Here is a 25736-nt window from a genome sequence, read left to right as displayed (position 1 = left end):
GCAAAATTTAAGTCTGCATGGTAAATGAGGCACTAATCAATTTTGAATAGCTAAGAGGAGTGGGCTATGGTAAAAATTCGTGAAGGATTACCGCTGGTAGATGGACAAACCACGCAAGCCGATAGCGCAACATTGGCAGCTCAACTGGTCGCGAGCCAACGCTCGCACCAGTCTGCTAATAGCTATGCCCAAATTCCACTCGATATCAAACATCAGCTTGCTACTCACAAGCTGCACACCACTTTTGATCGCTCTGCTCAGTATGCTTATCATAGCCATGACCCGAATCTTAAAGATGAGTATTTGAAAAATCAGCTTCTTGATGACAGCTCTACGCTTTCAGAAAAAGAGCTTGAAGCGATTGATTTAGATCAAATAAATATCGACGTCCCCACTTGGCTTGATAATGTCGCCAAGCGTATCGGTCAAGAGTCTGTACCCAATCTTGCCGCTGCTTGCGAGTTTATCCGCAGTCACATGAATACCAGTGAATCTGAGCGCTCAGGCGCTTACGTCACGGGTATTGCGATGACCGATATTTTGACTTACCTATATCAAGATGAAGATGCGCTCGTTGCAGCGATGCTCTATCGCAGCGCCCGTAAATCGATTATCAGCTTAGCTGAAATTGAAAAAAAATTCGGCGCTGATATCTCAACCTTGGTCAAAGATACCTTGGCGATGGGTAAGCTGTCCGAGATTATCGAAAGCAATAAGCGCTTAGAAGATCATTTTGTTAATAATCAACGTGATCAGCTATCGAATATTTATAGCATGCTTATCTCCGTCACCAATGATGTACGCGTCGTGCTGATTAAATTGGCTGAGCGGACCTTTGCCATGCGCGAATTGACTTTTTCTAGTGAAGAGCGACAACACCGTGTCGCGCGCGAGGTCATGACTATTTATGCGCCATTGGCTCATAGGCTTGGTATTGCTCAGCTAAAATGGGAGCTTGAAGATTTAGCCTTCCGCTATCTTGCTCCTGAGCGCTATAAAGAGATTGCTCGGCTATTATCAGAAAAACGTAGCGAACGTGAGTCTTACATTCAGCGTGTACAAGATAAGCTCAATGCAGCCTTAGCAGAAGCCGGTATCGAAGCCGAGGTTTCAGGGCGCGTTAAGCATATCTATTCTATTTACCGGAAAATGAAGCTCAAAGGCTTGTCCTTTGATCAGCTTTATGACATTCGCGCGCTGCGCGTTTTGGTCACCAATCCTTCAGATTGCTATCACGTTTTGGGATTGGTACACGGCTTATGGCGTTATATTCCTGAGCAGTTCGACGACTATATTACCAATCCAAAATCTAACGGTTATCGCTCGCTACATACGGCGGTCATTGCTGAAAACAAATCGCTTGAAGTACAAATTCGTACGCATGAGATGCACTTTGAAGCCGAGCTTGGCATGTGCGCGCACGTCAACTACAAAGAAGGTTTGAAGAACAAAAAGGATAATTACCTTAACCAAAGAATCAGCTCATTACGGCAACTGCTTTCTATCAATAATGAGACGCGCAATCAGCCGCGTTCAGCATTATTAACCGGCGAAGAATTAGAAGAAATCGAGTTTGACGAAGAAGAGCAATTGGTTGATTTTGACGAGCTCGAACGTATTTATATCTTTAGTCGTGATGGCGATATCACTGAGCTGCCAAAAGGCGCGACGGTACTGGATTTTGCCTATTATGTACATACGCAAGTTGGTAACCGTGCCCAAGCAGCGCGCGTCAATCAGCGTTATGTGCCGCTAACTTATCAGTTAAAGACTGGCGAGCAAGTAGAGATTATTACCAAAGCCTCTCGTGAGCCGAACCGCGATTGGCTGGTCGCCTCGCTTGGTTATATTCATACCAACCGCGCGCGCTCAAAGCTGCGTCAATGGTTTAACAAACAAGACCGTGATAAGAATATTGAGATAGGTCGCCAAATGCTTAGCAAAGAGCTTGAGCGTTTATCGGTCCATCCAAATAGTATCGATTTAAACGACTATACGCAGCATTTTAATGTCAATAATACCGATGATATTGTCGTCGGCTTGGTGACCGGTGATATTGGTCTTAACCAGCTGACCAGTCACATCTCTCGTCAGCTCCATCTAGAGCCGGAAAGGCCGGAAGATGACTTTACGCCTAGTATTGACACTAGAGATGCAGGGAAACTTGACGCCTATAAAATCCATATCGACGGTTTGGATAATATCGAGATTAACCTAGCAGGCTGCTGTCATCCCGTCCACGGTGAACCTATCGCAGGCTACATTACTTTGTCACGCGGCGTCAGCGTCCATAATCGCGGCTGCCCTGAATATCTACGCTTGATCGAGCGCGACCCTGAACGCGAAATTGATGCTGCTTGGACGGTTAAATCGGGTCGTTATCAACCGGTAGATATTCATGTAGAAGCTTATGATAGACGCGGATTACTGCGCGATTTGACCCAAATTATTGATAAAGAAAACGTCAATATTCGTCAAGTTGAAACGTTAAGCAATGATGACAATATCGCCTTTTTAAAGTTTCATATTGAAGTCTCGGGGCTGGCCCATTTATCCAAACTACTGGCCAAACTTGAGCAGCAGCATGGTATCTTACATGCGCGCCGCGCGGTTGCCTGATTATTAAGTCAGCACAATTTTCCAAGAACACCTTTAATCCATAATAGAGTTTTCATAAGAAATACTATGCCTGAGTTACCCGAAGTAGAAACCACCAAAACCAGCCTTACGCCGCTATTAGGTCAGCAAGTCACCAATGTCAAAGTCTTCCAACCAAAACTACGCTGGTCGATGCCTGATGATTTGACTCAACTGGTTGATTACACTTTGGATAGCGTTGAGCGCCGAGCAAAGTATTTAATTCTGAATTTTATACCCGTAATTTCTGCGAACACCAACGCCTCTATCCAACCTGAGCAATTAGCCCCGCGTCAACTGTTGATTCATCTGGGTATGTCAGGTAGCTTACAGCAACACAGCTATGGCACTGATAAGCGTAAACACGATCATTTGGTGGTGACTTTTAGCGGCACTGATGATAGCCAAACACAGCTACATTATTATGATCCAAGGCGCTTTGGATCGGTGTTATGGTTTGATGATTATGGCCCCAAGCTATTAGATCATTTGGGTCCCGAGCCATTATCAGCAGAATTTACCGCTGATTATTTATATCATTTAATTCAACGTTCAAATAATCCAAATCCAACCTCTAATGACAGTATCGTTAATCACAGCAGCAATAATCAAAGCAACCCTAAAAAAGCGACGGCCAATAAAACACCTAACAAGCAACCAATCAAACGCGCCATTAAATCCGTTATTATGGAACAACAAATCGTTGTCGGCGTTGGCAATATTTATGCGACTGAAAGTCTTTACTTATCAGGCATTCATCCTGCAACGCCCGCTCATCAAGTTTCCTATGAGCAAATAGTTATTTTGGTTGACCATATCAAAGCAATTTTAAAAAAGGCGATAACCCTTGGCGGTTCCACCTTACGGGATTTTACCGTTGCTAGCGGCCAAACAGGTTATTTTCAGCAAACCTTAAATGTCTACGGCAGACAAGGTGAAACTTGTCCACACTGTGACACACTATTAGGAAACATTAAGCTTAATGGACGTGCCAGTGTTTTTTGCCCTGCCTGTCAGCCAATCAATAGTAAATAATCCCTGCTTAATAAGACTATACAGGTTTAAAGCAATATCATTGCTCAGTTACTTTAAAATGCCTATTTATAGTCCTACCTAAACTCATTTAGCATGACTCATAATAAAAAAACGCTCTGCTAATACAGATATCCTGCGCATTTTTGTTGCTTATTAGCCTACATCTTGCTTTAATAGTGCTAATATTTACATAAATAGTGCAAACCGTTTATTTATCTGTAATATTAAGAATAACTATCGTTGTCGCCTTATTTCTATAGGGAATTTGTCTCTGTGTGGAAATAGCAGCAGCTATTAATCATACTACTTATGAGTTTTAGGATATTATTATGAGTGCTCCAGCTAACATGAAACGCACCGCTAAATATAAGTTACTGACCATGATGGCAAGCGTAAGCTTAATTTTTGCTAGCATGCAACCCGCTTTAGCAGCGATAGAGATTGATGAAACTGATTTTGGCCCTTCTTACGAGACCATGGCAGTAGACACGATTGTCGGTAAACCACTACAATTGGTAGCTGCGGTAGCGGGAACTGCCGCCTATATCGTAAGCTTACCCTTCTCGCTAATTGGAGGCAATGCAGATCAAGCACAGCAAAAGTTATTCGTTGAGCCATGGGATGCGATGGGACGCTGCTTAGGCTGTACGGTTGCTGAAGACAATTACTATAAATCACAAGTCGTTGACAATAATGTCGTGCGTATTGTTGTCGATCGTCCTTCAGAGATTCTAATTAATACCAATGACTATGTAGTAGTTACGCCATAAGTTATAAGCGTTGAACTTATCAATCGACAATAAAAAAGGCTAACGAGAAGTTAGCCTTTTTTATTGTCGTAAATAAATGATATGATTTTATTTTGTAATGTGAGTATTGCTAAGCTTAGCACTAATCTCACGAAGCAATTGCACCTCTTCTGACGGCTCTTCTATTGCTTCTTCTACCTCGTCTTCACGGCGTAATCTATTTACCATTTTTACCATCATAAAGATAATAAACGCTAAAATCAGGAAGTTAATCAATACAGTGATGAAACTACCATAGGCCAATACTGGCACACCTGCCTCTTTAAGCGCATCGTAAGTCATGCCAACGCCTTCAGGTGCATCGCCTAACATGAAAAACATATTTTTAAAGTTGATTTCGCCACCAGCAATAAAAGCGACGATAGGCATAATAATGTCTTCAACTAAAGAGGTCGTGATGGTCGCAAAAGCGCCGCCAATGATGACACCGACCGCTAGGTCCATCACATTACCTTTTACAGCAAATTCTTTAAACTCAGATACCATACTCATAATGTCACTCCTCAAAAGTCTTATCTATGTCAGATAAACCTATGCTCAGATAAACAGCCGAATAGTTAATCTCATTTAGAGACCGTCTCTTAAAAACTACCTCTTAAAAATCACGTTTTAAGGGCAGCGTATTAAAAATGACGTAAGCAATTCTAAACAAACTAATCCAATTGATTAGCCGTATTATTATATATAAAAAACAGGCATAAAAAAAGCAATATAAAGTGAACCATATTCGACTCACTCTATACTGCTGATTATAACTCTGACTTAATATAAATAAAGGATATCTTTACCAATATCAAATACTTCTCTCAATTCTTAACAAAATGTATGATTAATATCATTTTTTGTCAATAATTAAGCACCTTTCTTACGACCGTGACGCTTACGCTCACTCTCAGTCAAGTAGCGCTTACGAAGACGAATGGCCTTCGGTGTTACTTCTACTAGCTCATCATCTTGAATAAATTCAAGTGCTTGCTCAAGGGTAAATTTAACCGCTGGCGTTAGGGTTAGCGCTTCATCAGTACCACTGGCACGGACGTTGGTCAACTGCTTAGCAGTCGTTGGGTTAACTGCCATGTCGTCGTTACGCGAGTTCAAACCAACGATCATACCTTCGTATACTTCTAGCTGTGGCTCAGCGAACAATTTACCGCGTTTTTGTAGGTTAAATAGCGCAAAACCTAGGCAAACACCCTTCGCCATAGAAACCAAGACACCATTAGAGCGAGCACCAACATCACCAACTTTCTGTGGGCCGTAATGTGAGAAGCTTGACGTCATGATACCTGTACCTGAAGTTAAGGTTAGGAACTCTGAACGGAAACCAATCAAACCACGGGCAGGCATTGTCGCTTCGATACGCATACGACCTTTACCATCAAGCTCCATATTGGTCATCTCGCCTTTGCGCAAGCCAACCTGCTCCATGATAGGACCTTGATGCGCGTCTTCGATATCAAAAACAACGTTTTCATACGGCTCTTGTAGCTTACCGTCAACTTCTTTAACGATAACTTCTGGGCCTGAAACACCCATCTCAAAACCTTCACGGCGCATGTTTTCAATCAATACAGACAGATGAAGCTCACCACGACCTGATACTTTAAATTTATCAGGAGACTCAGTGTCTTCTACACGTAGTGCCACGTTATGAATCAATTCACGCTCAAGACGCTCACGAATATTACGTGAGGTCACAAACTTACCTTCACGACCAGCAAACGGTGAATTGTTTACTTGGAAGTTCATAGATACAGTTGGCTCATCGACAGTCAATGCTGGCAACGCTTCAACAGCGCTAGGATCACAAATTGTATCTGAAATATTAAGCGCATCGATACCAGTAATACAAACGATATCACCCGCTTGTGCATCTTCTACATCAATACGATCAAGACCATGATAGCCCATAATTTTTAGAATACGGCCATTACGAGTATCGCCATTTTTATCAATGACAGTTACTGGTGTATTGGTCTTTACTTTACCGCGCTGGATACGGCCAATACCGATAACACCAACGAAGCTGTTGTAATCAAGACTAGAGATTTGCATACGGAATGGCGCTTCAGCATCAACTTGAGGAGGCTGAACCACATCAACGATGGTTTTAAACAGCGGCGTCATATCGTCCGCTAAATTGTCTGCTTCTAAACCAGCAATACCATTCAATGCTGAGGCATAAACAACTGGAAAATCTAATTGCTCATCTGTCGCACCAAGGTTATCAAACAAATCAAAAATCTGATCCATTACCCAATCAGGGCGTGAACCTGGACGGTCAATCTTGTTAATAACAACAATCGGTTTTAGACCTTGCTCGAATGCTTTTTGAGTCACAAAACGTGTCTGTGGCATCGGGCCATCAACGCCGTCAACTACTAATAGTACGCAGTCAACCATTGACATAACACGCTCAACTTCACCACCAAAATCGGCGTGACCTGGGGTATCAACAATGTTAATACGGTATTCAGTGCCATCAGTATCATCTGTCCAGCGGATGGCTGTATTTTTTGCCAAGATGGTAATACCACGCTCTTGCTCAATATCACCTGAATCCATTGCACGTTCAGCAATGTTTGCACGATCGCCAAAAGTACCAGATTGATGTAATAGCTTGTCAACCAAAGTAGTTTTACCGTGGTCAACGTGGGCAATAATTGCAATGTTACGCAGGTGTTTGATATCGTTCGCCATATAAAATGCTCGTTTCGTCTTAAAAAAATGCAGTAGCAGTTAGCACCGCTGGATAAACTGTTACCACCAACCAAATAGACATGATTATTTTATGATTAAATGATTGCGCAATAGGCACAATCGATTAATATTATTAAAATCAAAGACCTATGCTGGTAAATCCATCGTACAGATAGCTATGCTAATGTACACTTTGTCAATTTACAAAGTGTTTGGGTCGTTAGTATAACATTATTGCATCATGATTTTATGCAATAACTTACTTTTCTCAACACATAAATAAAAAAAAGCCACCCAAAGGGTGACTTTTTTTGTAACTAATTACATTATAACATAATTAGTAGCTATTACTTATTGAACAACCATATCTTTAGTTTGTTCAACAGTCATGGTTTTGTCACCAGTGATGATGGCATATACACGACGGTTCATAGCGCGACCTTCTTCAGTGTTGTTGTCAGCGATTGGTTGGTCATAACCATAACCAACTGTTGATAGACGGTTTGGTGCGATACCAAATTCGTTAGTCAACATAGACTTCACTGCAACAGCACGGGCTTCAGATAGACGTTGGTTGTAACGTGCTGAAGGACCAGTTTTAGAAGCATGACCTTCTACGCGTGCTGTAGAGTTAGGATACTCACGCATCTTCTCTGCTACTTTAGCGATTTCTGGTTTGTATTGGTTTTTGATAGCTGATTTGTCGTTATCAAAGAATACACGTAGTTCCATTTTCAGTTCATCAGTAATATCTACTGGTACTGGGCAACCGCGCTCATCAACCACTACGTTCATTGGAGTGCCTGGGCATGCATCGATGCTATCAGGTACGCCATCACCGTCAGAGTCAAGATCAGACTCAACAACAACGATTGGTGGAGTTACTACGTTAGGCTCTTCCATTGGTGGAACAGCTACTGTAGGTGCTAAATGACCACCTAGTACGACTTCTAGACCGGCCAAGGCCATGCCTTCCCACCAGTTGTTATCGAAGTTATGAATCGCACGAGCTTCACCACGTAGGCTTAGTGCATCGTTGATACGATACATAGCACCTAGACCTAGGTTACCGATAGTATCTTTAGTTCCTGAAACTAAATTACCTGCCGAATCTTCGATTTCAATTTTAGACTGACCAGCACCAACTAATGCATATGGTTTAAAGGCATTATCAGTATAGCCACTGAACTCTTCAAAACCAATTAAGAAGTTACCAGAAATCATTTCTTGTTCTGTATCGAAAGAACCAGTACCAGTGCTGCTGATAGCATCAGTATTAGAGACACCATACTCAACTTGGAACTGAGTAGAAGGCGTTAGTTCAATACCTAGTGCTGCACCAGTATATAAACCATTTTCTTTATAGAAGTTTTCACCGCTTCCATCATAGTTTTTTAATAGTTCACGTTGCTCATCATCAGCGCCTTCACTGTAATGATAACCAAGTAGTAATGGGCTAATAGTAACACCAGCGTTTGCTGCTAGTGGGGCCGCTGTGATAGCAAACAATGCCAAAGCAATTTTATTTAATTTCATGAACTTCCTCCAAAGGATAATTTTAGTAATGCGTTAAGCAAAACCGCTTCTCAAGATGGCTGAAAATAGACATCATTTACGAATTTGAAATTACAAAGCAAAACCAATTAAGAAGTAGCTTAGCGATTATCAATTCAGTTTACAACTTTTTTCGTTAACCAGCTACACATTATTACACGATAATGTCATAACTAAAACACATTAGCCAACTTAACTTACTGAGAACTAACACACTTTACACTTTTTATCTTTTGCATGTTAGGTCGCAATAGGTGATGAAACGAATCATACCTATTGTTTGGGTTTATTTTAATACAAAACCTTAGTTTTCTCTATTGATAAAACTGCTCATTCACGAATTGAAACATTTTTTGACAGTAGACATATATTTAGTTTATATTTACATTAATGAACATTCTTTCACTATTTAACTAAACACTTGAAGCTTAATGAAATATTATATACATCAATGATCTAGATTACGCATGATGTTGAATGTTAATAGTTAAGTATAAGCTGAACGTTATTATTGATACTAAAAATATTGATACTAGAAATCCTTGCTCAATGACCTCTCATATATTGCCATACCTCTTATATAGGTAGCAGTTCATCATGATGAAATCATATAAAGTCTTATCCGACAGACAAAAGCAATTTCAGCCAAAGAATGAGCGGGGTTTTACTTTAGTAGAGCTGATCGTCACAATCGCAGTCTTAGCTATCCTAACAATGATTGCGACACCTTACATCCTAGAGCAATTAGCACGCATGGAAGCGAAACGTATTGAAAGTCAAATCAGAAATACGCTGACATTAGCAAAAGCTGAAAGTTATATCAGAAGACAAGACTTGCTGGTTTGCCTGTCTAACAACGGTGCTATCTGCGATAGAGACAGTTATAAGCAGTTATTATTATTCTCAGATAGAAACAATAATAATAATTTTGATTTAGGGGTCGATGACCTGCTAGAAGAACAAGCCTTAGAGCCTAAATACAGTACATTATATTTACGTGTGGGAGATAAGCGCCATTACACTAAATTTTGGGGCGATAGCGGTAAGCCGCGCGGTCATTTCGGACATTTCAAATACTGTCCGACCTCTACCTACAATCATACCATGTATCAAATCTCGTTCAGTCAAGGTGGCCGCGTTACTTATAAGCCTAATGCGAGCTACCCTACTGATTGCGGCAAGTAAAAAACGATAAGGTTAAAATAATTAAGCACTTTCATGCATAGCATTTTTCATCATAATCACCGCCTGCTCTAATCCAACAAAGACGGCATCGGCAATAAGAGCATGGCCGATATTTAGCTCATATATACCGTCAATTTGGGCAATCGCGTGAACATTGTCGCGCGTGAGACCATGGCCTGCATTAATCAGCATATTGCTATTAGCATCTTGGGCAGTCCTTACCGCTTGCTTAATCCGCGTAAGTTCAGCATTCATCTTATCGATGTTACCGGCCAAACCTGCCTCAGCATAGGCACCTGTATGTAGCTCAATCGCATCGGCACCGCAGGTTACCGCTGCAGCAATTTGCTTAGCTTCTGGATCGATAAACAAAGAGACTTTAATACCGACTGCTCGTAACTTGGCGATATAATCCGTCAACCAAGGCATCTGCCCTGCGACATCAAGACCGCCTTCGGTAGTCAACTCAGCACGCTTCTCTGGCACTAAGCATACCCAAAATGGCTTGACCTTGCGAGCAATCTCAAGCATCTCAGTCGTTGCGGCAATCTCTAAATTCATTCTTGTGGTCAGCTGCTCAGCAATCTCGTACACATCGGCATCTTGAATATGACGACGGTCTTCACGTAAATGAATCGTGATGCCATCTGCCCCTACTTGCTCACATAACAGAGCGGCTGCCAACGGACTTGGATAGCTAACACCTCTTGCTTGGCGTAAAGTCGCTACATGGTCAATATTGACCCCTAATAGAGGTTTTTTTAAGCTGCTCTCCAAGGTTTCTGTTGAGTTAGCTGCCTGTACTACCGTTGTATTAGTCATAAAAAATCCTTTCAATAATATCCAGATCATTTACTAAAAAGTGGGATATAAAACCTTTATAAACCCTAGGATTGATAGCGCTGTTGCTGCTGCCAAAGCAAACGACTTTGTAATGGTTGGTAATCAAGCAGATGATCAATCAGTTGTCGATGTAAACGCGACCAAGTATTGAGAGTAACAGCAGATATGCCCTCCTCTACCATCACTAAAACCTCACTACCTTTAAAAACTGTTTGCGCTATTGCGTTTTCGTTATTATCGTTATAGACAATCGCTACCAAGCCCACATCAGGCAAGAAGCGATACATGGCATTGGATTCAATAGGCTGATCTAGACTGTCATGTTTCAACGTTAAGGCAAAGCCCAACTCATTAAACAAATAGGTCTCAAACTGGCGCAAACACAAACGCAACTCGTCCGCAGTTAAAGGTTGCTTAAGCTGGTATAGGCTGTTTTGATAGTGTTGCCATAATACTGGCATAGGATCTTCAGTAGGTAGTAGCCGCCATAATATCTCATTCAAGTAAAGGGCAGCATATTGATGTTGCCCACTAATACTCTCGTGGTGCAACGCTTCTGCTAGGTTTGCCTGACTGTCTTCTGGCGCTAAAAAATTGTGTGTTACAGAACCTTGAATTGAGCTTAATGGCGCAATATTAATCTGACTGAATGTTTTTAAATCGCGTTTACCCGTTGCAAAAAGTTGCAGTGGCATAAAGAGCGGCGCGCCTTTTTTGCCAATCCCATGGATAACCCCATGTTGCTGAGAAAATAAATAGTATAAGGCGCGTTTTTCTTGGTAAGGACGCTGATGTAATAAATAACCGATTAACGCTTCGTTACGCATGGATTATTACCTCAGCAATGATGATATAAATGCATGGCGGCTTGAATATATGACACCATGCCATTTCTGTTAAAGCGCTATTAATATCCCAAACTGGTCAAAGCACGCTCATCATCAGACCAACCACGCTTCACTTTTACCCACAGTGTTAACATGATTTTCTTATCAAACAGCTGTTCCATATCTTTACGCGCATCCATGCCCACTTGCTTGATACGCTGACCTTTATCACCAATGACGATTGCTTTTTGCCCACTGCGCTCGACATAAATGGTCGCATCGATAAAGGTACAAGCTTTACGTGGACGACCAGTTTTTGGGTCTATATGCGCCGCTTCGTCTTTAAAACCATCAATCTGTACCGTTAAATCGTATGGTACTTCATCGCCCGCACTACGCATGATTTTTTCGCGGATAATTTCACTGGCTAAAAAGCGCTCTGAGCGATCGGTAATCTGTTCAGTATCATAGATAGGATCAGCGATTGGCAAATGTGAGGCAATCACTTCTTGCAAACGATCTAAGTTTTGATTTTTCAAAGCAGAAACAGGGACAATATCAGCAAAATCGAAACTGTCACTAAAGGTTTCGATCAGTGGCAACACGCTGCCTTTATCTTTTAAAGTATCGGCTTTGTTAATCACCAATACCACGGTCAGATTGGTATCGCCAAGTTTTTGTAGTGTTAATAAGTCATCGTCGCGCCATTGATCTGAATCAACAACAAATAAGACCAAGTCAACATCAACCAACGCAGATACCGCGGCTTTATTCATGCGCTCATTGATAGCACGTACTTCATTGCGATGAATACCTGGGGTATCAACAAACACCGCTTGCATCTCATCGTTAGACAAAATACCGTGAATACGATGGCGGGTCGTTTGTGGTTTACGCGAGGTGATAGACAGTTTTTGACCCAACAAGTGGTTCATCAAGGTTGATTTACCCACATTCGGGCGACCAACAATGGCGACGTAACCAGTTTTAAAACCATCAGCCATATTTGCATGGTTATTGGGTGAAAAGAACTCTTCAATAGCCGTGTCATTTTCTAGCGCGTTGTCTTCTATTGCGTTATTCTCTAACGTAGCATCTTTTGTGCTATCAACATTTAACTTAGCATCATTTAATCTAGCGTTATTTGATTCAGCATGGTTTTGGGTTGAACTGGTATTGGTGTTTTCGGTCATATTTTTGGCATTATCTTCATTATTTAATGGCAAGTCGTTGTGATTGCTCATGGGTTAATCCTATGGAGGTTGTCATCAGTCACGCCACTTAATTGCTGGTTTGAATTAAAGCGGCATAAATCTGATCATGTTAAGAATATTTGGTATTTCGAATAATCATTTATTGAAACAAGCGAAAACTTAGTATTTAGAAAATTTAGTATTTAGAAAACTGAACATTTAGAAAATGGACTTTAAAAAATTTGTTTGAAACACGTTTGAAAAATTAGCTATGAGCGTTTTTTAGGCTGACCTGGCAATTTATGCAATTGATTAATCATCAGCTCTGCCGCTTTTTGCTCAGCGATACGGCGACTTTCGCCCGATTCAGTAATATCAGGACAGTTATTAATATTTACCTGACAGCGCACCACAAAAATTTGATGCGGGGCATTGCCACGGGTTTCCATCAGCTCATAATGCGGCAAATCAAACTGCTTAGATTGCAACCATTCTTGTAAGCGGCTTTTGGCATCTTTGAGCGCTTTTTGATCATTAACATTGTCAATGAGGTCGCCATACCAAGAAAGCACGCAATCACGGGTAATATCCATATCTTGGCTGTCTAGATAAATCGCCCCAATCAATGACTCGACGGCATCCGCTAGGATAGAAGCACGATTGCGCCCGCCACCTTTACGCTCACCGACTCCCAATATCAATTGATTAGAAAGCTCTAGGTTTTGCGCAATAATAACCAGCGATTCTTGCCGAACTAAAGTTGCGCGCATACGGGTCAGACGACCTTCGTTTTGCGTCGGATAACGGTGATATAACGCTTCACCGACTATCATGCCTAGTAGCGCGTCACCTAAAAACTCTAAACGCTCATAGTTTTTCTTACTATCAAACGAGCGATGGGTGAGCGCCAGCTTAGGCAGACTCAAATCATTAAACACATAACCCAACTTGCGCGTTAATATCGCTAACCGTTGAATAAATTCTGAGCTAATAATAAGCGTGTCATCAGACATGCTACTTTTTTGGTGATTAGGAACCGCCTGAGGATACTGCGAAGTTGGTTTCATGCGTGGTTTGTGATTATCCCTTTTGTTGCATTAATGAATATGAAATATGACGAACTGGTGCTGCATTAAAATCTATTAAATTTATTAAAAAAGTAAATATCAGCTAACAACCTTTGTTTTTCTAAGATGTAGAATGGTCATTATTCGGCTGTGGTTGCATCAATGTCGCCTTCGAAGCGATTAACGATATCGACATTACCAAAAAACTTATTGGTGACTTCATACTGTTTATGAATAGCCAACTGCCCTGTTTTTTTATCCGTAAAGGTAAAAACCTCTTCTGCTTGCGTATCATAATTGGCATTAATAGACAGCTGTTTATTGACACGTTCAACAAACTGTTTGGCTGTTTCTTTATTGGCGTTGGATTCTTTAAGCTGCGCACTTAACGTTTTAGTCAGCTGATAATCACCAATCTGCGCCGGTACGATAGCGACAATCAATTTGGCCGCCACACCCAAAACGATAATGATAAAAACAACACTAGTGACACTAGCACCGCGCTGCGAAGACAAACCAGATAATTGATGCACTATAATACCTCTCAAAGGGTAAATTACTTAAGTTGCTATAGATAAACCGCTAAACGTTCAAAAACCATACTTTTAATCTTACTTAATAACACAGTTTTTAAATCGATATGTCTAAGTCAGTTAGCAGTTTATTAGATAGCCATAATACTAGCACAAACTATTATCGGTAAATCAATCTTTAGCGCATCGATGATATCAATCAATACTACCATTACGTTTAAAGGTCGGTAAGTTAAGACCGGGTGGCTTATGCATCCAGATATAGACCGCTTTACCCGCTAAATTGTCATCAGGAACAAAGCCCCAAAAACGTCCATCAGCACTGCGATCGCGGTTATCACCCATCACAAAGTAATGACCTTCTGGTACATTGATACGCCATTCTGTCCCTTCAGAACTCACTACTTCTGGCGATTCTTGCTGTAAAAATGGCGCATATTGTGCGCTATTCATATCTGGTAAGTAGCGAACCAAGTGTTTGTTGTCCCCTTGAATCTCTTCAAAGTACTGCGCTGCATTTTCTTCTTGTTGACCCATTTGTATAGCATTGTCTTCCGTCAAGACTTGGCCTGGTGCAACTTGTCCTGCTGGATATAACTGTGAGGTCAGCTCAGCATCGGCATCAAAATCTACCGCTTTGGTAGGAACTGGCGTGTCGTTAATCGCTAGCGTACCTTGATTATAACTGACGGTATCACCCGGCAGACCAATGACGCGCTTAATATAATAAATACTTGGATTTTCAGGATAGCGAAACACCGCCACATCGCCATGTTCAGGCGCGCCTGTATCAAGCACCTTATTATAAGTGAGCGGCAGGCGCACACCGTAAGCGTATTTATTGACCGCGATAAAGTCACCGGTGTATAAAGTCGGTACCATAGATGATGAAGGAATATTAAATGGCTCAATCAAGAACGAGCGCACAATTAATACCACCGCTAACACAGGGAAAAAGTCATACGCCCAGCGCACCAGCAAACTTTCTTGACCGCGGCCTCGTGTTTTACGTTGTTTGAGCGTCAGCTTGTCTAATAGCCAAATAATACCTAAACCAATGGTTAAGGGTACTAAAATCAAATTGAAATCAAAATCCATACTTATTTGCCTATTAGCGAGCTACTTATCTGCCAGTCTTTATGATTAATAAATGAGCTATTAAAAAAGATATTAAGACAGATGACGTTTGATCATTTATCGGTGATTTATTCAACTTGCAAAACGGCTAAGAAGGCTTCTTGTGGAATTTCCACATTACCCACTTGCTTCATGCGTTTCTTACCAGCCTTCTGTTTTGAGAGTAGCTTTTTCTTACGCGAAACGTCGCCACCATAACACTTGGCTAGTACGTCTTTACGCATGGCTTTTACGGTACTACGGCCGATAATTTGACTGCCAATTGCGGCCTGAATCGCTACATCAAACATCTGACGTGGAATCAGCTCTTTCATTTTGCCAACCAATGCGTTACCACGGTAGCGTGCTTGATCTTGGTGCACAATCATGGCTAACGCATCGACTTTCTCGCCATTAATCAGCACGTCAACTTTGACCAATTTATCCACTTGATAACGCTCGAAGTTGTAATCCAGCGACGCAAAACCGCGCGAGACTGACTTTAGACGGTCAAAGAAGTCCATGACCACCTCGCCCATCGGGATATCAAAAATCAGCTGTACTTGACGGCCCATAAAACGCATATCGACCTGTACACCACGGCGCTCGATACAAAGCGTCATCACGTTACCCAAGTAATCTTGCGGTACTAAAATCTGACAGCGCGCAATTGGCTCACGGAACTCTTCGATATTATTTGGCTCAGGCAATCTTGATGGATTATCGACATAGATTATTTCGCCGTTCTTCTTTTCAATCTCATAAATAACCGATGGCGCCGTAGTGATTAAATCCAAGTCATATTCGCGCTCTAAGCGCTCTTGGATAATCTCCATATGCAGCATACCTAAGAAGCCACAGCGGAAACCAAAGCCAAGCGCATCAGAAGTATCAGGCTCAAAGAATAATGACGCATCATTAATCTGTAGTTTTTGCAGCGCTTCGCGGAATTTTTCAAAATCGCTAGAATCAACTGGGAACATACCCGAATAAACTTGCGGGGTAATCTGTTTAAAACCAGGAATACGCTCAACGTCAGGAGTTTTAGAATGGGTAATCGTATCACCCACGGGAGCGCCTGCGATGTCTTTAATACCGGCAATGATAAAGCCAACTTCACCGGCTTCTAAAATTCCCGTATCTAAAGGTTTTGGCGTAAAGACACCAATCGAGCTGACCAAATGCGCTTCTTTGGTCGATAAGATATAAATCTTATCGCCTTTTTTGACCGTTCCTTCACGGACACGTACGAGTGAGACCACGCCTAAATAACTGTCAAACCATGAATCGATAATCAATGCTTGGAGCGGCGCATCACGATCGCCAGTCGGTGCTGGAATAAATTCGACCAAGGCTTCTAGCAGCTTATCGACGCCAAGACCAGATTTCGCTGATACGCGCGGCGCATCAACGGCATCAATGCCAATGATGTCTTCAATCTCTTGAATCACACGTTCGGGCTCAACTTGTGGCAAGTCAATTTTATTAAGAACCGCCATTACTTCCAAGCCTTGATCAACGGCGGTATAGCAGTTGGCCACTGACTGTGCTTCTACCCCTTGCGCAGCATCAACGACCAATAGTGCACCTTCACAAGCGGCTAATGAGCGTGATACTTCATAAGAAAAATCGACGTGACCAGGCGTATCAATAAAGTTCAGCTGATAACGCTCACCGTTAGGATGGTCATAAAACAAGGTCACAGACTGGGCTTTAATAGTGATGCCGCGCTCACGCTCAATGTCCATAGAATCGAGGACCTGCGCCTGCATTTCACGGTCTTGCAAGGCACCGCACATCTGAATAAAACGATCAGCAAGGGTCGACTTGCCATGATCAATGTGGGCAATAATAGAAAAGTTACGAATATTGGCTAATGCAGTCACAAAGCGCCTACTAAATAATGGAGGATTGAATAACGAAAATAAATGCTGTCAGATAGAATCAATACAATGCTTACTCATACTTCGTATCAGCCAATACGCCAATACTGTCGTAATAAGTGAAGAGAGTATCGTATCTAAGGTAAAAGCTCATGGCGCTTATCACTACTTACTAACTCAATTGGTCAGTGATTAATACGCGCAGGCATGTGAGGGTATTCTAGCAGTTTTCCACTGTAAAGTAAGGCGATTTTATTAGCAAGATGTTGCGTGATACATGACGGCAATCAAGCATGATTAAAATACAAAAATACTTGCTCATTGAGAAGTAAGATAAAGCTCGCTGAGCTAGACGCCACTTGGCAAAAATCAGGCAAAAAAAAACCAATCACAGAATGATTGGCATTTTTAATACTGCTAGTCTTACTATAAATGGTGGCGATGAAGAGACTTGAACTCTTGACCTCACGATTATGAGTCATGCGCTCTAACCAGCTGAGCTACATCGCCATTTAAGGCTCGGTATAATACCGATAGAGATGACTATCGTCAACCCCTAATTATCGTTTTTTTGCAAAAAATAGGAATTTAATTCAAATTAATGGCAAATATGCATAATACTAACGATAAAAACGAACAATAAAAAAGTTGGTAGACCGATAAGCCGGGTTCTGTCGTGGACGATCATTCCTCTAGGCGTATCATCGCTGATACGCTCAAGCAACCTACCCGCATCGAACGCGGGCCGCGCCATGCCGATGCCTATTTGGTCTTGCTACGCGTGGAGTTTACCATGCCGTGAACTGTTGCCAGCCACGCGGTGCGCTCTTACCGCACCCTTTCACCCTTACCGATAATGTCTTGCGACACTAAAGGCGGTCTCCTCTCTGCTGCACTGGTCGTCAAGTTACCCTGCCCAGCCGTTAGCTGGCACGCTGCCCTATGTAGCCCGGACTTTCCTCCCCTGCGCATCTGTTGCCAGTGTGCAGCGGCGATCGTCTAGTCTACCAAGCGCGCTAGTATAGCAAACCTAAAGGCTGCGTGGGGATGTCTTTTGTGCTTATTTTGATTTTATACCAAATAATTTAAATAATGGCTTAAATAAAATGCTGCGGCAATATTAAATCACCATTTATTTCTTCTTCAAACTTATTTTTAGCTTGGCGTGACAGCTGTAACCAATGGGCATTTGGATAATGTTGCGCTAAGTGGTTTTTTAAATAATCAATCGTGCTATTAGCTATTTGCTTATCCGTCTGGGCAGCACTGTCATGAATATGGTTATAAATGACGCTATGTACCGTTAAGCCACGCGCGTTAATCGCCTCTAAACTAAGCAAGGTATGATTAATACTACCAAGCCGAGCTGATGTGACTAGAATAACTGGATAGCCTTGCTTAGCAATATAATCTAAAGTTAATAGCTGTTCGGTTATGGGTACAAGCAAGCCACCTGCGCCCTCTAATAGCACCACATCGTAGTTTTGTTGTAATTGCTGCGTAGACTTAGTGATGACGTCAGGGTCTAAAACGGACTTGGCAAGTTTCACTGCCAAATGCGGCGACGCCGGCTTCTCATAACGATATGGACAAGTAGTAAAGTCAAAATCACAAGGCTGTAGTGCAATTCCCATTAATTGACGATGAGTAACAATATCATCGGCAATATTCATCTCGCCAGTATCACAATTGACGCTAACACCTGTTTGTACCAGCTTTTGAGTGATGACGTTAATACCTTGCTGCATCAGAGCTTTTGCTATCATGCCTGTGGCATAGGTTTTACCAATATCGGTATCGATACCGGAGATAAATAGCACTCTCATAGCGAGGCTCTATTGGTCGTAGAAATTTGATTCAAGTACGAAGTGACGACGGCTAATAGTGACTGACATAGCATCACCAGTTCATCATCAGTAATGACAAAGGGAGGCATAATATAGACCAATTTACCAAACGGTCGCACCCAAATACCATTGTCAATCAATAAGGATTGAAAAACTGGCATATCAACGGCTGTCTCTAGCTCAATCACGGCAACGGCGCCCAAACAACGTACTTCTTTAACGCCAGCTAACGTCGCTGCAGGGGCGAGCTGTTGTTCCATCACGGCGTGCATATTTGCCGTACACGCTTCGATATCATAGGACAAAATTAAATCAATCGATGCACAAGCAACGGCACACGCCAGCGGATTACCCATAAAAGTGGGGCCATGCATGAGCGCCGGATAAGCACTGTCATGAATGGTATCAGCGACTTTGCGCGTGCATAAAGTCGCAGCAAAAGTCATATAGCCGCCTGTGAGCGCTTTGCCAATGGTCATAACATCAGGGCTAATATTGGCATGTTCGCAGGCAAATAGCTTGCCACTACGACCAAAGCCTGTCGCGATTTCATCAGCAATGAGCAGCACCTTATGCTCATCACACAACTGGCGCAACAGTTGCAGATATTCCGGACTATAAAAGCGCATCCCACCTGCGCCTTGAATAATAGGCTCAATAATGAAACCAGCAAGCTGATCGCTATGTTTAGCAAAAAATGCCGTTAATTCATCACGCTCATTTTGTGTTAGCTCACGCTCAAACCCTAAGGGCGGTGCAGGCACGAAATGCTGCAAAGGTAATTGCTTACCATAGAGGCTATGCATGCCAGCAAGCGGGTCACAAACACTCATTGCATGCCAGGTATCACCATAATAGCCTGATTGTGTCGAGGCAAACTGGCACTTTTGCGGCTGCTTAGCAGCAATTTGATATTGCAGTGCCATTTTTAATGCCACTTCGACGGCAATGCTACCGCTATCGGCATAAAATATCGCATCGAGTCCAGCAGGAACGATAGCAAGCAGTTTTTTACCCAAATCTATCGCTGGCTGATGGGTTAACCCGCCAAACATCACATGCGCCATCCTACCCAACTGTTCAATCATCGCTGCATTTAACTTGGGGTGATTATAGCCATGTACACTCGCCCACCATGACGACATACCGTCAATCAGGCGCGTGCCATCTTTAGTGACGATATAAATACCTTCGGCATGGTCAATAACGATATTTGGATAGGTGGGTGGCAAGCTGGCATAAGGATGCCAAAGGTGTTGCTGGTCGAAGTCGCTGGGTGCAGTATTGACAGTCATAGTACGCTCTCAAACGACAAGCATTTGCTTTCAAAAAAGCGTATGGCAAGTTGAATATCCGTATTCGTCATATTATTCCTAGTGTTTAGCACTTTCGTATATCGATAGCATAATCTGCAACGCATTACTGACCGGTAATACGTTTGTATTTGGCGAGCAAATCACTCTCATTTTCGACATGGTTTGGGTCATGAGGAATGCAGTCAACCGGACAGATGACCACGCATTGCGGCTCATCAAAGTGGCCGACGCATTCGGTGCATAAATCGGGGTCAATGACATAGATATCATCGCCCTCTGAGATGGCTTCATTGGGGCAAGCAGGCTCGCAGACATCACAATTGATGCATTCATCGGTAATTAATAACGCCATAAACTGCTCCTTATTTGCTAGCAGCTGATAATAAATGAGTACATTCGTTGTTTACTACTAAACTCAATATTTTATATCCAGCCAATATTTAACGCTCACTTAATAAATACTCAATTTAACCCCACTCTCAACTTATTTTTCTAAGGTATTGGTTTACTTAGTTTTTAAAATTTCAGTTAAAACAATTAAAATTTTAAATTCTATAAAAATCAAAAGCCTACGATAAGTTGAGATTGGCGTCAATTTAGTAAACGCTCAACTTAGTAAGCACTTAGCTTAGTAAATATTCAGCTTAATACTAGCTGCTGAGTTTTTGTATAAAGGCTTCTGAGACACATGGTGGCACAAACTTGGTCACATCACCGCCAAGCTTGGCAATCTCGCGAATCATCGTTGATGAGATAAACGAGTAATTCTGTGATGGCGTTAAAAATACCGCTTCAAAGTTTTCATCAAGTTCGCGGTTCATATTGGCAAGCTGAAACTCGTATTCAAAGTCTGACATGGCTCGCAGACCACGCAATACCGCCGTGGCGTTCTTTTCGCGCATAAAGTCGACCAGCAAACCTTCAAAGCCAATCACCGACACTTGCGGTAAATCAGCAAATACGGTCTCGACCAAATGAACGCGTTCCTCAAAGTCGAACAACGGCTTTTTATGATGTCCTGAGGCAACCGCGATGACCACCTCGTCGAACAGTTTCGTCGCCCGTTTAACCAAGTCGACATGACCATTGGTAATCGGGTCGAAGGTGCCAGGGTATAAAATCTTAGTATGCAGTTTTGATGAAGTAGCAGAAAGGCTCATAACAGGACTAATATGGTTAATGGTAATGCCCCATATGCTAGCAAATTTTACTCAAACTTAATACTTATCTGCTACATTTGTCCTAACAGCCGATTTACCTTTTCGCCGTCTGCTTTGCTACAATAGTCGGTTCGACTCATCCCTTTTGCTCCGCTCGATTTGCCATGCTCGATATGACAAACCAGCATGACAAAAAAAACCCCTATTAAAGGGTTAGGATGAGGAATAGTTAGACCGGGACACTGTATGTTGAAGCGATACGAGAACAAGATATCCAAAAACAATATATTAAAGTCCTTATGGAGAAATTATGTCAAAAAAATCAAAAAAACCTGACAATCAAATTTGTGCCAATAAAAAAGCTCGTCATGAGTACTTTATTGAAGAGACGTTTGAGGCAGGTCTATCGTTACAAGGTTGGGAAGTTAAGGCCATTCGCGCCGGTAAAATGACCATTACCGAAGCGTATATTATCTTTCGTAATAATGAGGCGTTTTTGTTTGGCGCCCATATTCAGCCGCTGCTCTCAAGCTCAACGCATGTCAGCCCTGATAGCATCCGTACCCGTAAGCTGCTGCTCAATCGCCGTGAAATCGAAAAACTCATGGGCGCGGTCAATCAAAAAGGCTATGCTTGTGTGCCGTTATCTTGCTACTGGAAAAACTCGCTGGTGAAATGCCAAATTGCCCTAGCATTAGGTAAAAAACAGCATGATAAACGTAAAACCCTTAAAGACCGCGACTGGGAACGTGATAAGCAGCGCGGCTTTAAACAGCATTTAGATTAAAAGACGCTATCAGCGATTGATTTTAATCTAATGTAAAAAGGACGATTCAGCATACTGTTGAATCGTCTTTTTTTATTTGGCAAATAAGTTAAATCAATCAATTTAGTGCATCTATTTTCAAACCGTTTGAGCTATTTTATTAAACTGCGACTGCTTATGAGCGCGTCGTAATTGACGGATACCATGCACAATTAAGCAAGCTATACCCAACCAAATCAGACCATAGCTATAAATCATCGCTGATTCAAAAGGATTGCCCAATATCGTAATGGCCAAGATAAATAATAAAGCGGGCTCTATATAACTCATCATGCCATAGACATTGACGGGGAGCATTTGACTGGCATCGACATTGGTTTTCATCGCTAGCACGCTAAGCACACCCAATCCTGTCAGCATCATGATAAAAAAGCCAGAACTGCTAACCAACCCTAAACTACTAGGTGCAATGAATAATAAATAGGCGACAGCAAACGGTGCAAAGATGGTCAAATCTACCAATAATCCAGTAATCGCACCGATACCTTGCAAACGGCGCAAAATATAATAAATAGGATAGCTGCCGCAAACCCATAACGTCGCCCACGATATGCTTTGGGTGCGCACAATCTCACTGCCCACACCGACAGCGGCAAAAGCAACCGCCAACCATTGCAAGCGGCTTAACTTTTCACCAAATAAGACGCAGCCCAATATCACCATCATCAGTGGAAATAGAAAATAACCCATTGCCGTTTGTACGCCTTGGCCATTGACTGGCGCCCACATAAACAGCCAAAACTGACTTAAAAATATCGGCGTTGGCAATAGCAACCATGCCCATTGCTTAACGGTTCGGAGCGCTCTCAACTTATTGATATGCAAACCCAAGCGCCCACTAATCACAAGATAGCCGATTAGCGCTGCCCACATTGCCAGCATCCGCCAGATAAATACTTGCGTCCCAGATAACGGCGCTAAAAAACTGCTATAAGCATAAAGTACGCCAAACAACAGATTTGATAATATCGCCAATGCCACGCCCATGATTAGCGTGCGCTGTTGTTTGCTGCCAGCTGTCCACACCGCAGGCAAAGGCAGACGCGAAATCGTATTTTCTAGTGTATTAGCAAAGACATGAGATAACGTTGAGTGAGACATAATAAACACCGTAAGTATAAATAAACCTTAGATAAACCAATTGCTTTTTATTTTGCTTGCCAGCTTGGATGAATACGGTGTATTTTACGGTGGTGTAACGAGAAACTATCTCTATATAGACATATTTATGAGTAAAATTATCTATTTTATGATTAAATTACGACTATTTTCTTATATTCATAATTTATAACGATAATATTTATAATAGATTTTAAATAATTATGATTTTTTAGAGTTAAATGCTATGAGCCATATTTTAGACGATACCGATAAAGCCATTTTAAATTTGCTACAGGACGATGCGAGCTTACCGTTAAAAACGGTGGCAGAACGCGTGCATGTCTCTATCGCTACGGCTCAGCGCCGCATTCAGGCATTGATAGATAACGGAATAATTACCAAACAAGTCGCTATCGTTGACCCAAATAAGGTAGGTTACGGGCTTACGGCGGTGGTAATGATAGAGATGTCGCGCTCCAATACCTCGATGCAGCATCGATTTGAGCGCTTAATGCATGATCAGCCACGGGTGATGAGCTGTTATGAAGTGTCGGGCGATGCGGATTTTATGTTGATGGTCAATGCCAAAAACATGAATGACTATCATGAATTTACGCGTAATTTACTGACTTACGAGAATAATGTGCGTAGCTTTAAAAGCCAGTTTGTGATGAACTTCACGAAGAGTGGGACAAAGATTTTGCTCGATTAATTTGATGAGAAACGCAGTTTCGCTTTTTAATTAGCTGTAGCTAAGCGGTGATTAAACAAGGTACGATAGCAGTTAAAGTTTAAGAAATTATCAGTATATAAATATCGCTTAAAAACAAAATCCAATCATAGTCAACGTAGACAAGGAAGCCTCACATGACTAACAACACTTTCGCTACCAACAAAAAAAACAATAATGCAGCGCTAAAATTATTCAGCTTAAAGCCATTGAACCGAAAAACACTATATCTAAAAACACTGCTAACAGGCGCATCCCTTGCGGCATTACTCGTAAGCTCAGGTTGCGCAACCAGTTCTTTACTAGAAAGTGACAATCATGTCAGCACTACAAGTACCAAGCAAATCTTATCTGAAGACCAGATTGTGGCCTTTGGTCGTCCTGCGCAGGCATTACCAAAAACGCCAAACGCGACCATGGTCATCGTCGGTGAAAAGAACAGCTATGTGCTGACCCAAGGTGGGACAGAAATGATTGGTTTATTAAGTAATCTGACGCCAAAAAACATCCATGTCGATAACGACATGAGCTTTTTTGTGCCCAATAACGATGGCTATTTTCAGGGTGAAATGAAACTTTCTTACGCCAAATTAAAAGATGAATTCCAGCGCTCAGACTATCAGTTCTTTTTGCAAAATAATGGCCGTGATTGTACTTCAGCCAGCGACCTGCGTATCAACGCTCAGCGCTTTTGCTTTAGCGTTCCTGTTAAAGGTGCTATCTATCCACAAGTCAGTAATTTAAGCTTAATTCAATCTAATTACCGCGCTTTGAGCAAACCTTATATGGTCAGCTTTTATACTCAAAGTCAGCAACAACAAGTGTCTCGTAGTGGTGCCAATACTGTTCAAAAGCTGGTCTTACTGCCTTTTGCCTTAGCCTTTGATGTCGTCACTTTCCCATTCCAATTATTACAGTAGTAAATCTTTCATGCTAACAATGGCCTAAATTAAGAGGGTTTCCAAGTTTCTAGAAATCCTTTTATTGGTATATTATCTTACGCTATCAATAACTTATCGCTTATGAATGCGCCTTAGCTATTTATGTTTTGCGTTATAATTTGGGCAATAGAATTAATTATAGTTATGCCTTCCTTAATATTTTTTTAACCTATTAATATTACTAGGGCACATCCTCACTAACATCTACTCATCAATTGGATTCTTTTGTGTCACTTTTCAAATTAAGATATGTATTAACTTCTTTTTTCATGCTTATCCTAGTGTTATAGTTAAGTCTCTATAAAATCGATACGGCCCATATCATGAAACAGTTTAGGTAGATTATTCTCCATCCACCCTTGGCGTAGAAACTTAGCCTGTGCCCACTTCTTCTCGATAGGGTTCAGATCAGGGCTGTACGGCGGTAGCCAAA

General features: G+C 41.8%; 22 protein-coding genes, 1 tRNA gene and 1 other RNA gene. 7 read left to right on the top strand and 17 right to left on the bottom strand.

The genetic code is table 11. The features are described from left to right. Positions 1–66: 66 nt before the first annotated feature. The 3 genes from ACP7AA_RS12530 to ACP7AA_RS12520 all read left to right on the top strand — a co-directional run bounded on the left by ACP7AA_RS12530 (position 67) and on the right by ACP7AA_RS12520 (position 4442). Positions 67–2619: a RelA/SpoT family protein gene (locus ACP7AA_RS12530; RefSeq protein WP_201562215.1), complete on the top strand. Its 2553-nt coding sequence runs from the start codon at positions 67–69 to the stop codon at positions 2617–2619. A gap of 66 nt (positions 2620–2685) precedes the next feature. Next, positions 2686–3672, top strand: coding sequence for a bifunctional DNA-formamidopyrimidine glycosylase/DNA-(apurinic or apyrimidinic site) lyase (gene mutM, locus ACP7AA_RS12525; protein ID WP_426223760.1), 987 nt, complete (start codon positions 2686–2688; stop codon positions 3670–3672). Positions 3673–4001: 329 nt separating this feature from the next. Further along, complete coding sequence (locus ACP7AA_RS12520) at positions 4002–4442, top strand: hypothetical protein (protein WP_201619863.1); 441 nt, start codon at positions 4002–4004, stop codon at positions 4440–4442. An 87-nt stretch (positions 4443–4529) separates the two neighbouring features. Here the strand turns inward: ACP7AA_RS12520 and mscL are convergent, their stop codons facing one another. The 3 genes from mscL to ACP7AA_RS12505 form a co-directional block, all read right to left on the bottom strand. Further along, positions 4530–4973 carry a large conductance mechanosensitive channel protein MscL gene (gene mscL / locus ACP7AA_RS12515; RefSeq protein WP_281490394.1) on the bottom strand — a complete coding sequence of 148 codons (444 nt, stop codon included), beginning with the start codon at positions 4971–4973 and terminating at the stop codon, positions 4530–4532. 360 nt (positions 4974–5333) lie between these two features. After that, positions 5334–7181 carry a translational GTPase TypA gene (gene typA, locus ACP7AA_RS12510; RefSeq protein ID WP_201562223.1) on the bottom strand — a complete coding sequence of 616 codons (1848 nt, stop codon included), beginning with the start codon at positions 7179–7181 and terminating at the stop codon, positions 5334–5336. A 351-nt stretch (positions 7182–7532) separates the two neighbouring features. Continuing rightward, positions 7533–8717, bottom strand: coding sequence for an OmpA family protein (locus ACP7AA_RS12505; protein WP_296173266.1), 1185 nt, complete (start codon positions 8715–8717; stop codon positions 7533–7535). Between the two features lie 615 nt (positions 8718–9332). On the opposite strand from ACP7AA_RS12505, the gene ACP7AA_RS12500 reads away from it, so the two are divergent. Continuing rightward, entirely contained in the window at positions 9333–9920 is a 588-nt protein-coding gene (locus ACP7AA_RS12500) for a pilus assembly FimT family protein (RefSeq protein ID WP_426223759.1), read from the top strand. A gap of 21 nt (positions 9921–9941) precedes the next feature. On the opposite strand, the gene ACP7AA_RS12495 is transcribed toward ACP7AA_RS12500, so the two are convergent. From ACP7AA_RS12495 to coaD, 13 genes are all read right to left on the bottom strand, one after another. Further along, positions 9942–10742 (bottom strand): pyridoxine 5'-phosphate synthase, encoded by an 801-nt coding sequence (locus tag ACP7AA_RS12495; protein ID WP_426223758.1) that lies wholly within the window; start codon positions 10740–10742, stop codon positions 9942–9944. Between the two features lie 65 nt (positions 10743–10807). Then, entirely contained in the window at positions 10808–11590 is a 783-nt protein-coding gene (gene recO / locus ACP7AA_RS12490) for a DNA repair protein RecO (RefSeq protein WP_426223757.1), read from the bottom strand. A gap of 80 nt (positions 11591–11670) precedes the next feature. After that, positions 11671–12834 carry a GTPase Era gene (gene era / locus ACP7AA_RS12485; RefSeq protein WP_426223756.1) on the bottom strand — a complete coding sequence of 388 codons (1164 nt, stop codon included), beginning with the start codon at positions 12832–12834 and terminating at the stop codon, positions 11671–11673. Positions 12835–13052: 218 nt separating this feature from the next. Then, a complete protein-coding gene (gene rnc, locus ACP7AA_RS12480; protein WP_183619926.1) occupies positions 13053–13850 on the bottom strand; it encodes a ribonuclease III in 798 nt (265 codons plus the stop codon). 140 nt (positions 13851–13990) lie between these two features. Further along, positions 13991–14383, bottom strand: coding sequence for a DUF4845 domain-containing protein (locus ACP7AA_RS12475; RefSeq protein ID WP_426223755.1), 393 nt, complete (start codon positions 14381–14383; stop codon positions 13991–13993). A gap of 195 nt (positions 14384–14578) precedes the next feature. After that, positions 14579–15481 (bottom strand): signal peptidase I, encoded by a 903-nt coding sequence (gene lepB, locus ACP7AA_RS12470; protein ID WP_298909674.1) that lies wholly within the window; start codon positions 15479–15481, stop codon positions 14579–14581. 107 nt (positions 15482–15588) lie between these two features. Next, positions 15589–17385 carry a translation elongation factor 4 gene (gene lepA / locus ACP7AA_RS12465; protein ID WP_426223754.1) on the bottom strand — a complete coding sequence of 599 codons (1797 nt, stop codon included), beginning with the start codon at positions 17383–17385 and terminating at the stop codon, positions 15589–15591. A 430-nt stretch (positions 17386–17815) separates the two neighbouring features. Then, a tRNA-Met gene (locus ACP7AA_RS12460) sits at positions 17816–17892 on the bottom strand. A gap of 134 nt (positions 17893–18026) precedes the next feature. Next, positions 18027–18393, bottom strand: an RNA gene (gene rnpB / locus ACP7AA_RS12455) — RNase P RNA component class A. A gap of 86 nt (positions 18394–18479) precedes the next feature. After that, positions 18480–19208, bottom strand: a complete 729-nt coding sequence (gene bioD, locus ACP7AA_RS12450; RefSeq protein ID WP_426223753.1) for a dethiobiotin synthase — start codon at positions 19206–19208, stop codon at positions 18480–18482. Further along, positions 19205–20524, bottom strand: coding sequence for an adenosylmethionine--8-amino-7-oxononanoate transaminase (bioA, locus tag ACP7AA_RS12445; protein ID WP_426223752.1), 1320 nt, complete (start codon positions 20522–20524; stop codon positions 19205–19207). Before bioA ends, bioD begins: the two co-directional genes overlap by 4 nt. A gap of 124 nt (positions 20525–20648) precedes the next feature. Further along, positions 20649–20897 carry a YfhL family 4Fe-4S dicluster ferredoxin gene (locus ACP7AA_RS12440; protein ID WP_201562243.1) on the bottom strand — a complete coding sequence of 83 codons (249 nt, stop codon included), beginning with the start codon at positions 20895–20897 and terminating at the stop codon, positions 20649–20651. 298 nt (positions 20898–21195) lie between these two features. Next, positions 21196–21705, bottom strand: coding sequence for a pantetheine-phosphate adenylyltransferase (coaD, locus tag ACP7AA_RS12435; RefSeq protein WP_201562245.1), 510 nt, complete (start codon positions 21703–21705; stop codon positions 21196–21198). A 310-nt stretch (positions 21706–22015) separates the two neighbouring features. On the opposite strand from coaD, the gene smpB reads away from it, so the two are divergent. Next, entirely contained in the window at positions 22016–22492 is a 477-nt protein-coding gene (gene smpB / locus ACP7AA_RS12430) for an SsrA-binding protein SmpB (protein ID WP_201562247.1), read from the top strand. 117 nt (positions 22493–22609) lie between these two features. On the opposite strand, the gene rarD is transcribed toward smpB, so the two are convergent. Further along, entirely contained in the window at positions 22610–23632 is a 1023-nt protein-coding gene (gene rarD / locus ACP7AA_RS12425; RefSeq protein WP_426223751.1) for an EamA family transporter RarD, read from the bottom strand. A 244-nt stretch (positions 23633–23876) separates the two neighbouring features. On the opposite strand from rarD, the gene ACP7AA_RS12420 reads away from it, so the two are divergent. Then, the gene (locus ACP7AA_RS12420; RefSeq protein WP_201619853.1) at positions 23877–24344 is read left to right on the top strand and encodes an Lrp/AsnC family transcriptional regulator; all 468 of its coding nucleotides are present in this window, start codon (positions 23877–23879) and stop codon (positions 24342–24344) included. A gap of 155 nt (positions 24345–24499) precedes the next feature. Further along, positions 24500–25282 carry a hypothetical protein gene (locus ACP7AA_RS12415; protein WP_426223750.1) on the top strand — a complete coding sequence of 261 codons (783 nt, stop codon included), beginning with the start codon at positions 24500–24502 and terminating at the stop codon, positions 25280–25282. Positions 25283–25736: the final 454 nt, after the last annotated feature.

This window comes from Psychrobacter sp. DWR1-2-3 (assembly GCF_049896465.1).
GTDB lineage: Bacteria > Pseudomonadota > Gammaproteobacteria > Pseudomonadales > Moraxellaceae > Psychrobacter > Psychrobacter maritimus.
This window is presented reverse-complemented; position numbering and strand designations above follow the sequence as displayed.

What these genes read in the sequence shown, in the direction of transcription:
- ACP7AA_RS12415 (WP_426223750.1), top strand. Translation starts at nt 24,500, where the DNA reads ATGACTAACAACACTTTCGCTACCAACAAAAAAAACAATAATGCAGCG.
- rnc (WP_183619926.1), bottom strand. Translation starts at nt 13,850, where the DNA reads ATGAAACCAACTTCGCAGTATCCTCAGGCGGTTCCTAATCACCAAAAA.
- ACP7AA_RS12440 (WP_201562243.1), bottom strand. Translation starts at nt 20,897, where the DNA reads ATGGCGTTATTAATTACCGATGAATGCATCAATTGTGATGTCTGCGAG.
- bioA (WP_426223752.1), bottom strand. Translation starts at nt 20,524, where the DNA reads ATGACTGTCAATACTGCACCCAGCGACTTCGACCAGCAACACCTTTGG.
- typA (WP_201562223.1), bottom strand. Translation starts at nt 7,181, where the DNA reads ATGGCGAACGATATCAAACACCTGCGTAACATTGCAATTATTGCCCAC.
- smpB (WP_201562247.1), top strand. Translation starts at nt 22,016, where the DNA reads ATGTCAAAAAAATCAAAAAAACCTGACAATCAAATTTGTGCCAATAAA.
- ACP7AA_RS12530 (WP_201562215.1), top strand. Translation starts at nt 67, where the DNA reads ATGGTAAAAATTCGTGAAGGATTACCGCTGGTAGATGGACAAACCACG.
- ACP7AA_RS12505 (WP_296173266.1), bottom strand. Translation starts at nt 8,717, where the DNA reads ATGAAATTAAATAAAATTGCTTTGGCATTGTTTGCTATCACAGCGGCC.
- mutM (WP_426223760.1), top strand. Translation starts at nt 2,686, where the DNA reads ATGCCTGAGTTACCCGAAGTAGAAACCACCAAAACCAGCCTTACGCCG.
- ACP7AA_RS12495 (WP_426223758.1), bottom strand. Translation starts at nt 10,742, where the DNA reads ATGACTAATACAACGGTAGTACAGGCAGCTAACTCAACAGAAACCTTG.
- mscL (WP_281490394.1), bottom strand. Translation starts at nt 4,973, where the DNA reads ATGAGTATGGTATCTGAGTTTAAAGAATTTGCTGTAAAAGGTAATGTG.
- recO (WP_426223757.1), bottom strand. Translation starts at nt 11,590, where the DNA reads ATGCGTAACGAAGCGTTAATCGGTTATTTATTACATCAGCGTCCTTAC.
- ACP7AA_RS12520 (WP_201619863.1), top strand. Translation starts at nt 4,002, where the DNA reads ATGAGTGCTCCAGCTAACATGAAACGCACCGCTAAATATAAGTTACTG.
- era (WP_426223756.1), bottom strand. Translation starts at nt 12,834, where the DNA reads ATGAGCAATCACAACGACTTGCCATTAAATAATGAAGATAATGCCAAA.
- ACP7AA_RS12420 (WP_201619853.1), top strand. Translation starts at nt 23,877, where the DNA reads ATGAGCCATATTTTAGACGATACCGATAAAGCCATTTTAAATTTGCTA.
- coaD (WP_201562245.1), bottom strand. Translation starts at nt 21,705, where the DNA reads ATGAGCCTTTCTGCTACTTCATCAAAACTGCATACTAAGATTTTATAC.
- lepB (WP_298909674.1), bottom strand. Translation starts at nt 15,481, where the DNA reads ATGGATTTTGATTTCAATTTGATTTTAGTACCCTTAACCATTGGTTTA.
- rarD (WP_426223751.1), bottom strand. Translation starts at nt 23,632, where the DNA reads ATGTCTCACTCAACGTTATCTCATGTCTTTGCTAATACACTAGAAAAT.
- bioD (WP_426223753.1), bottom strand. Translation starts at nt 19,208, where the DNA reads ATGAGAGTGCTATTTATCTCCGGTATCGATACCGATATTGGTAAAACC.
- ACP7AA_RS12500 (WP_426223759.1), top strand. Translation starts at nt 9,333, where the DNA reads ATGATGAAATCATATAAAGTCTTATCCGACAGACAAAAGCAATTTCAG.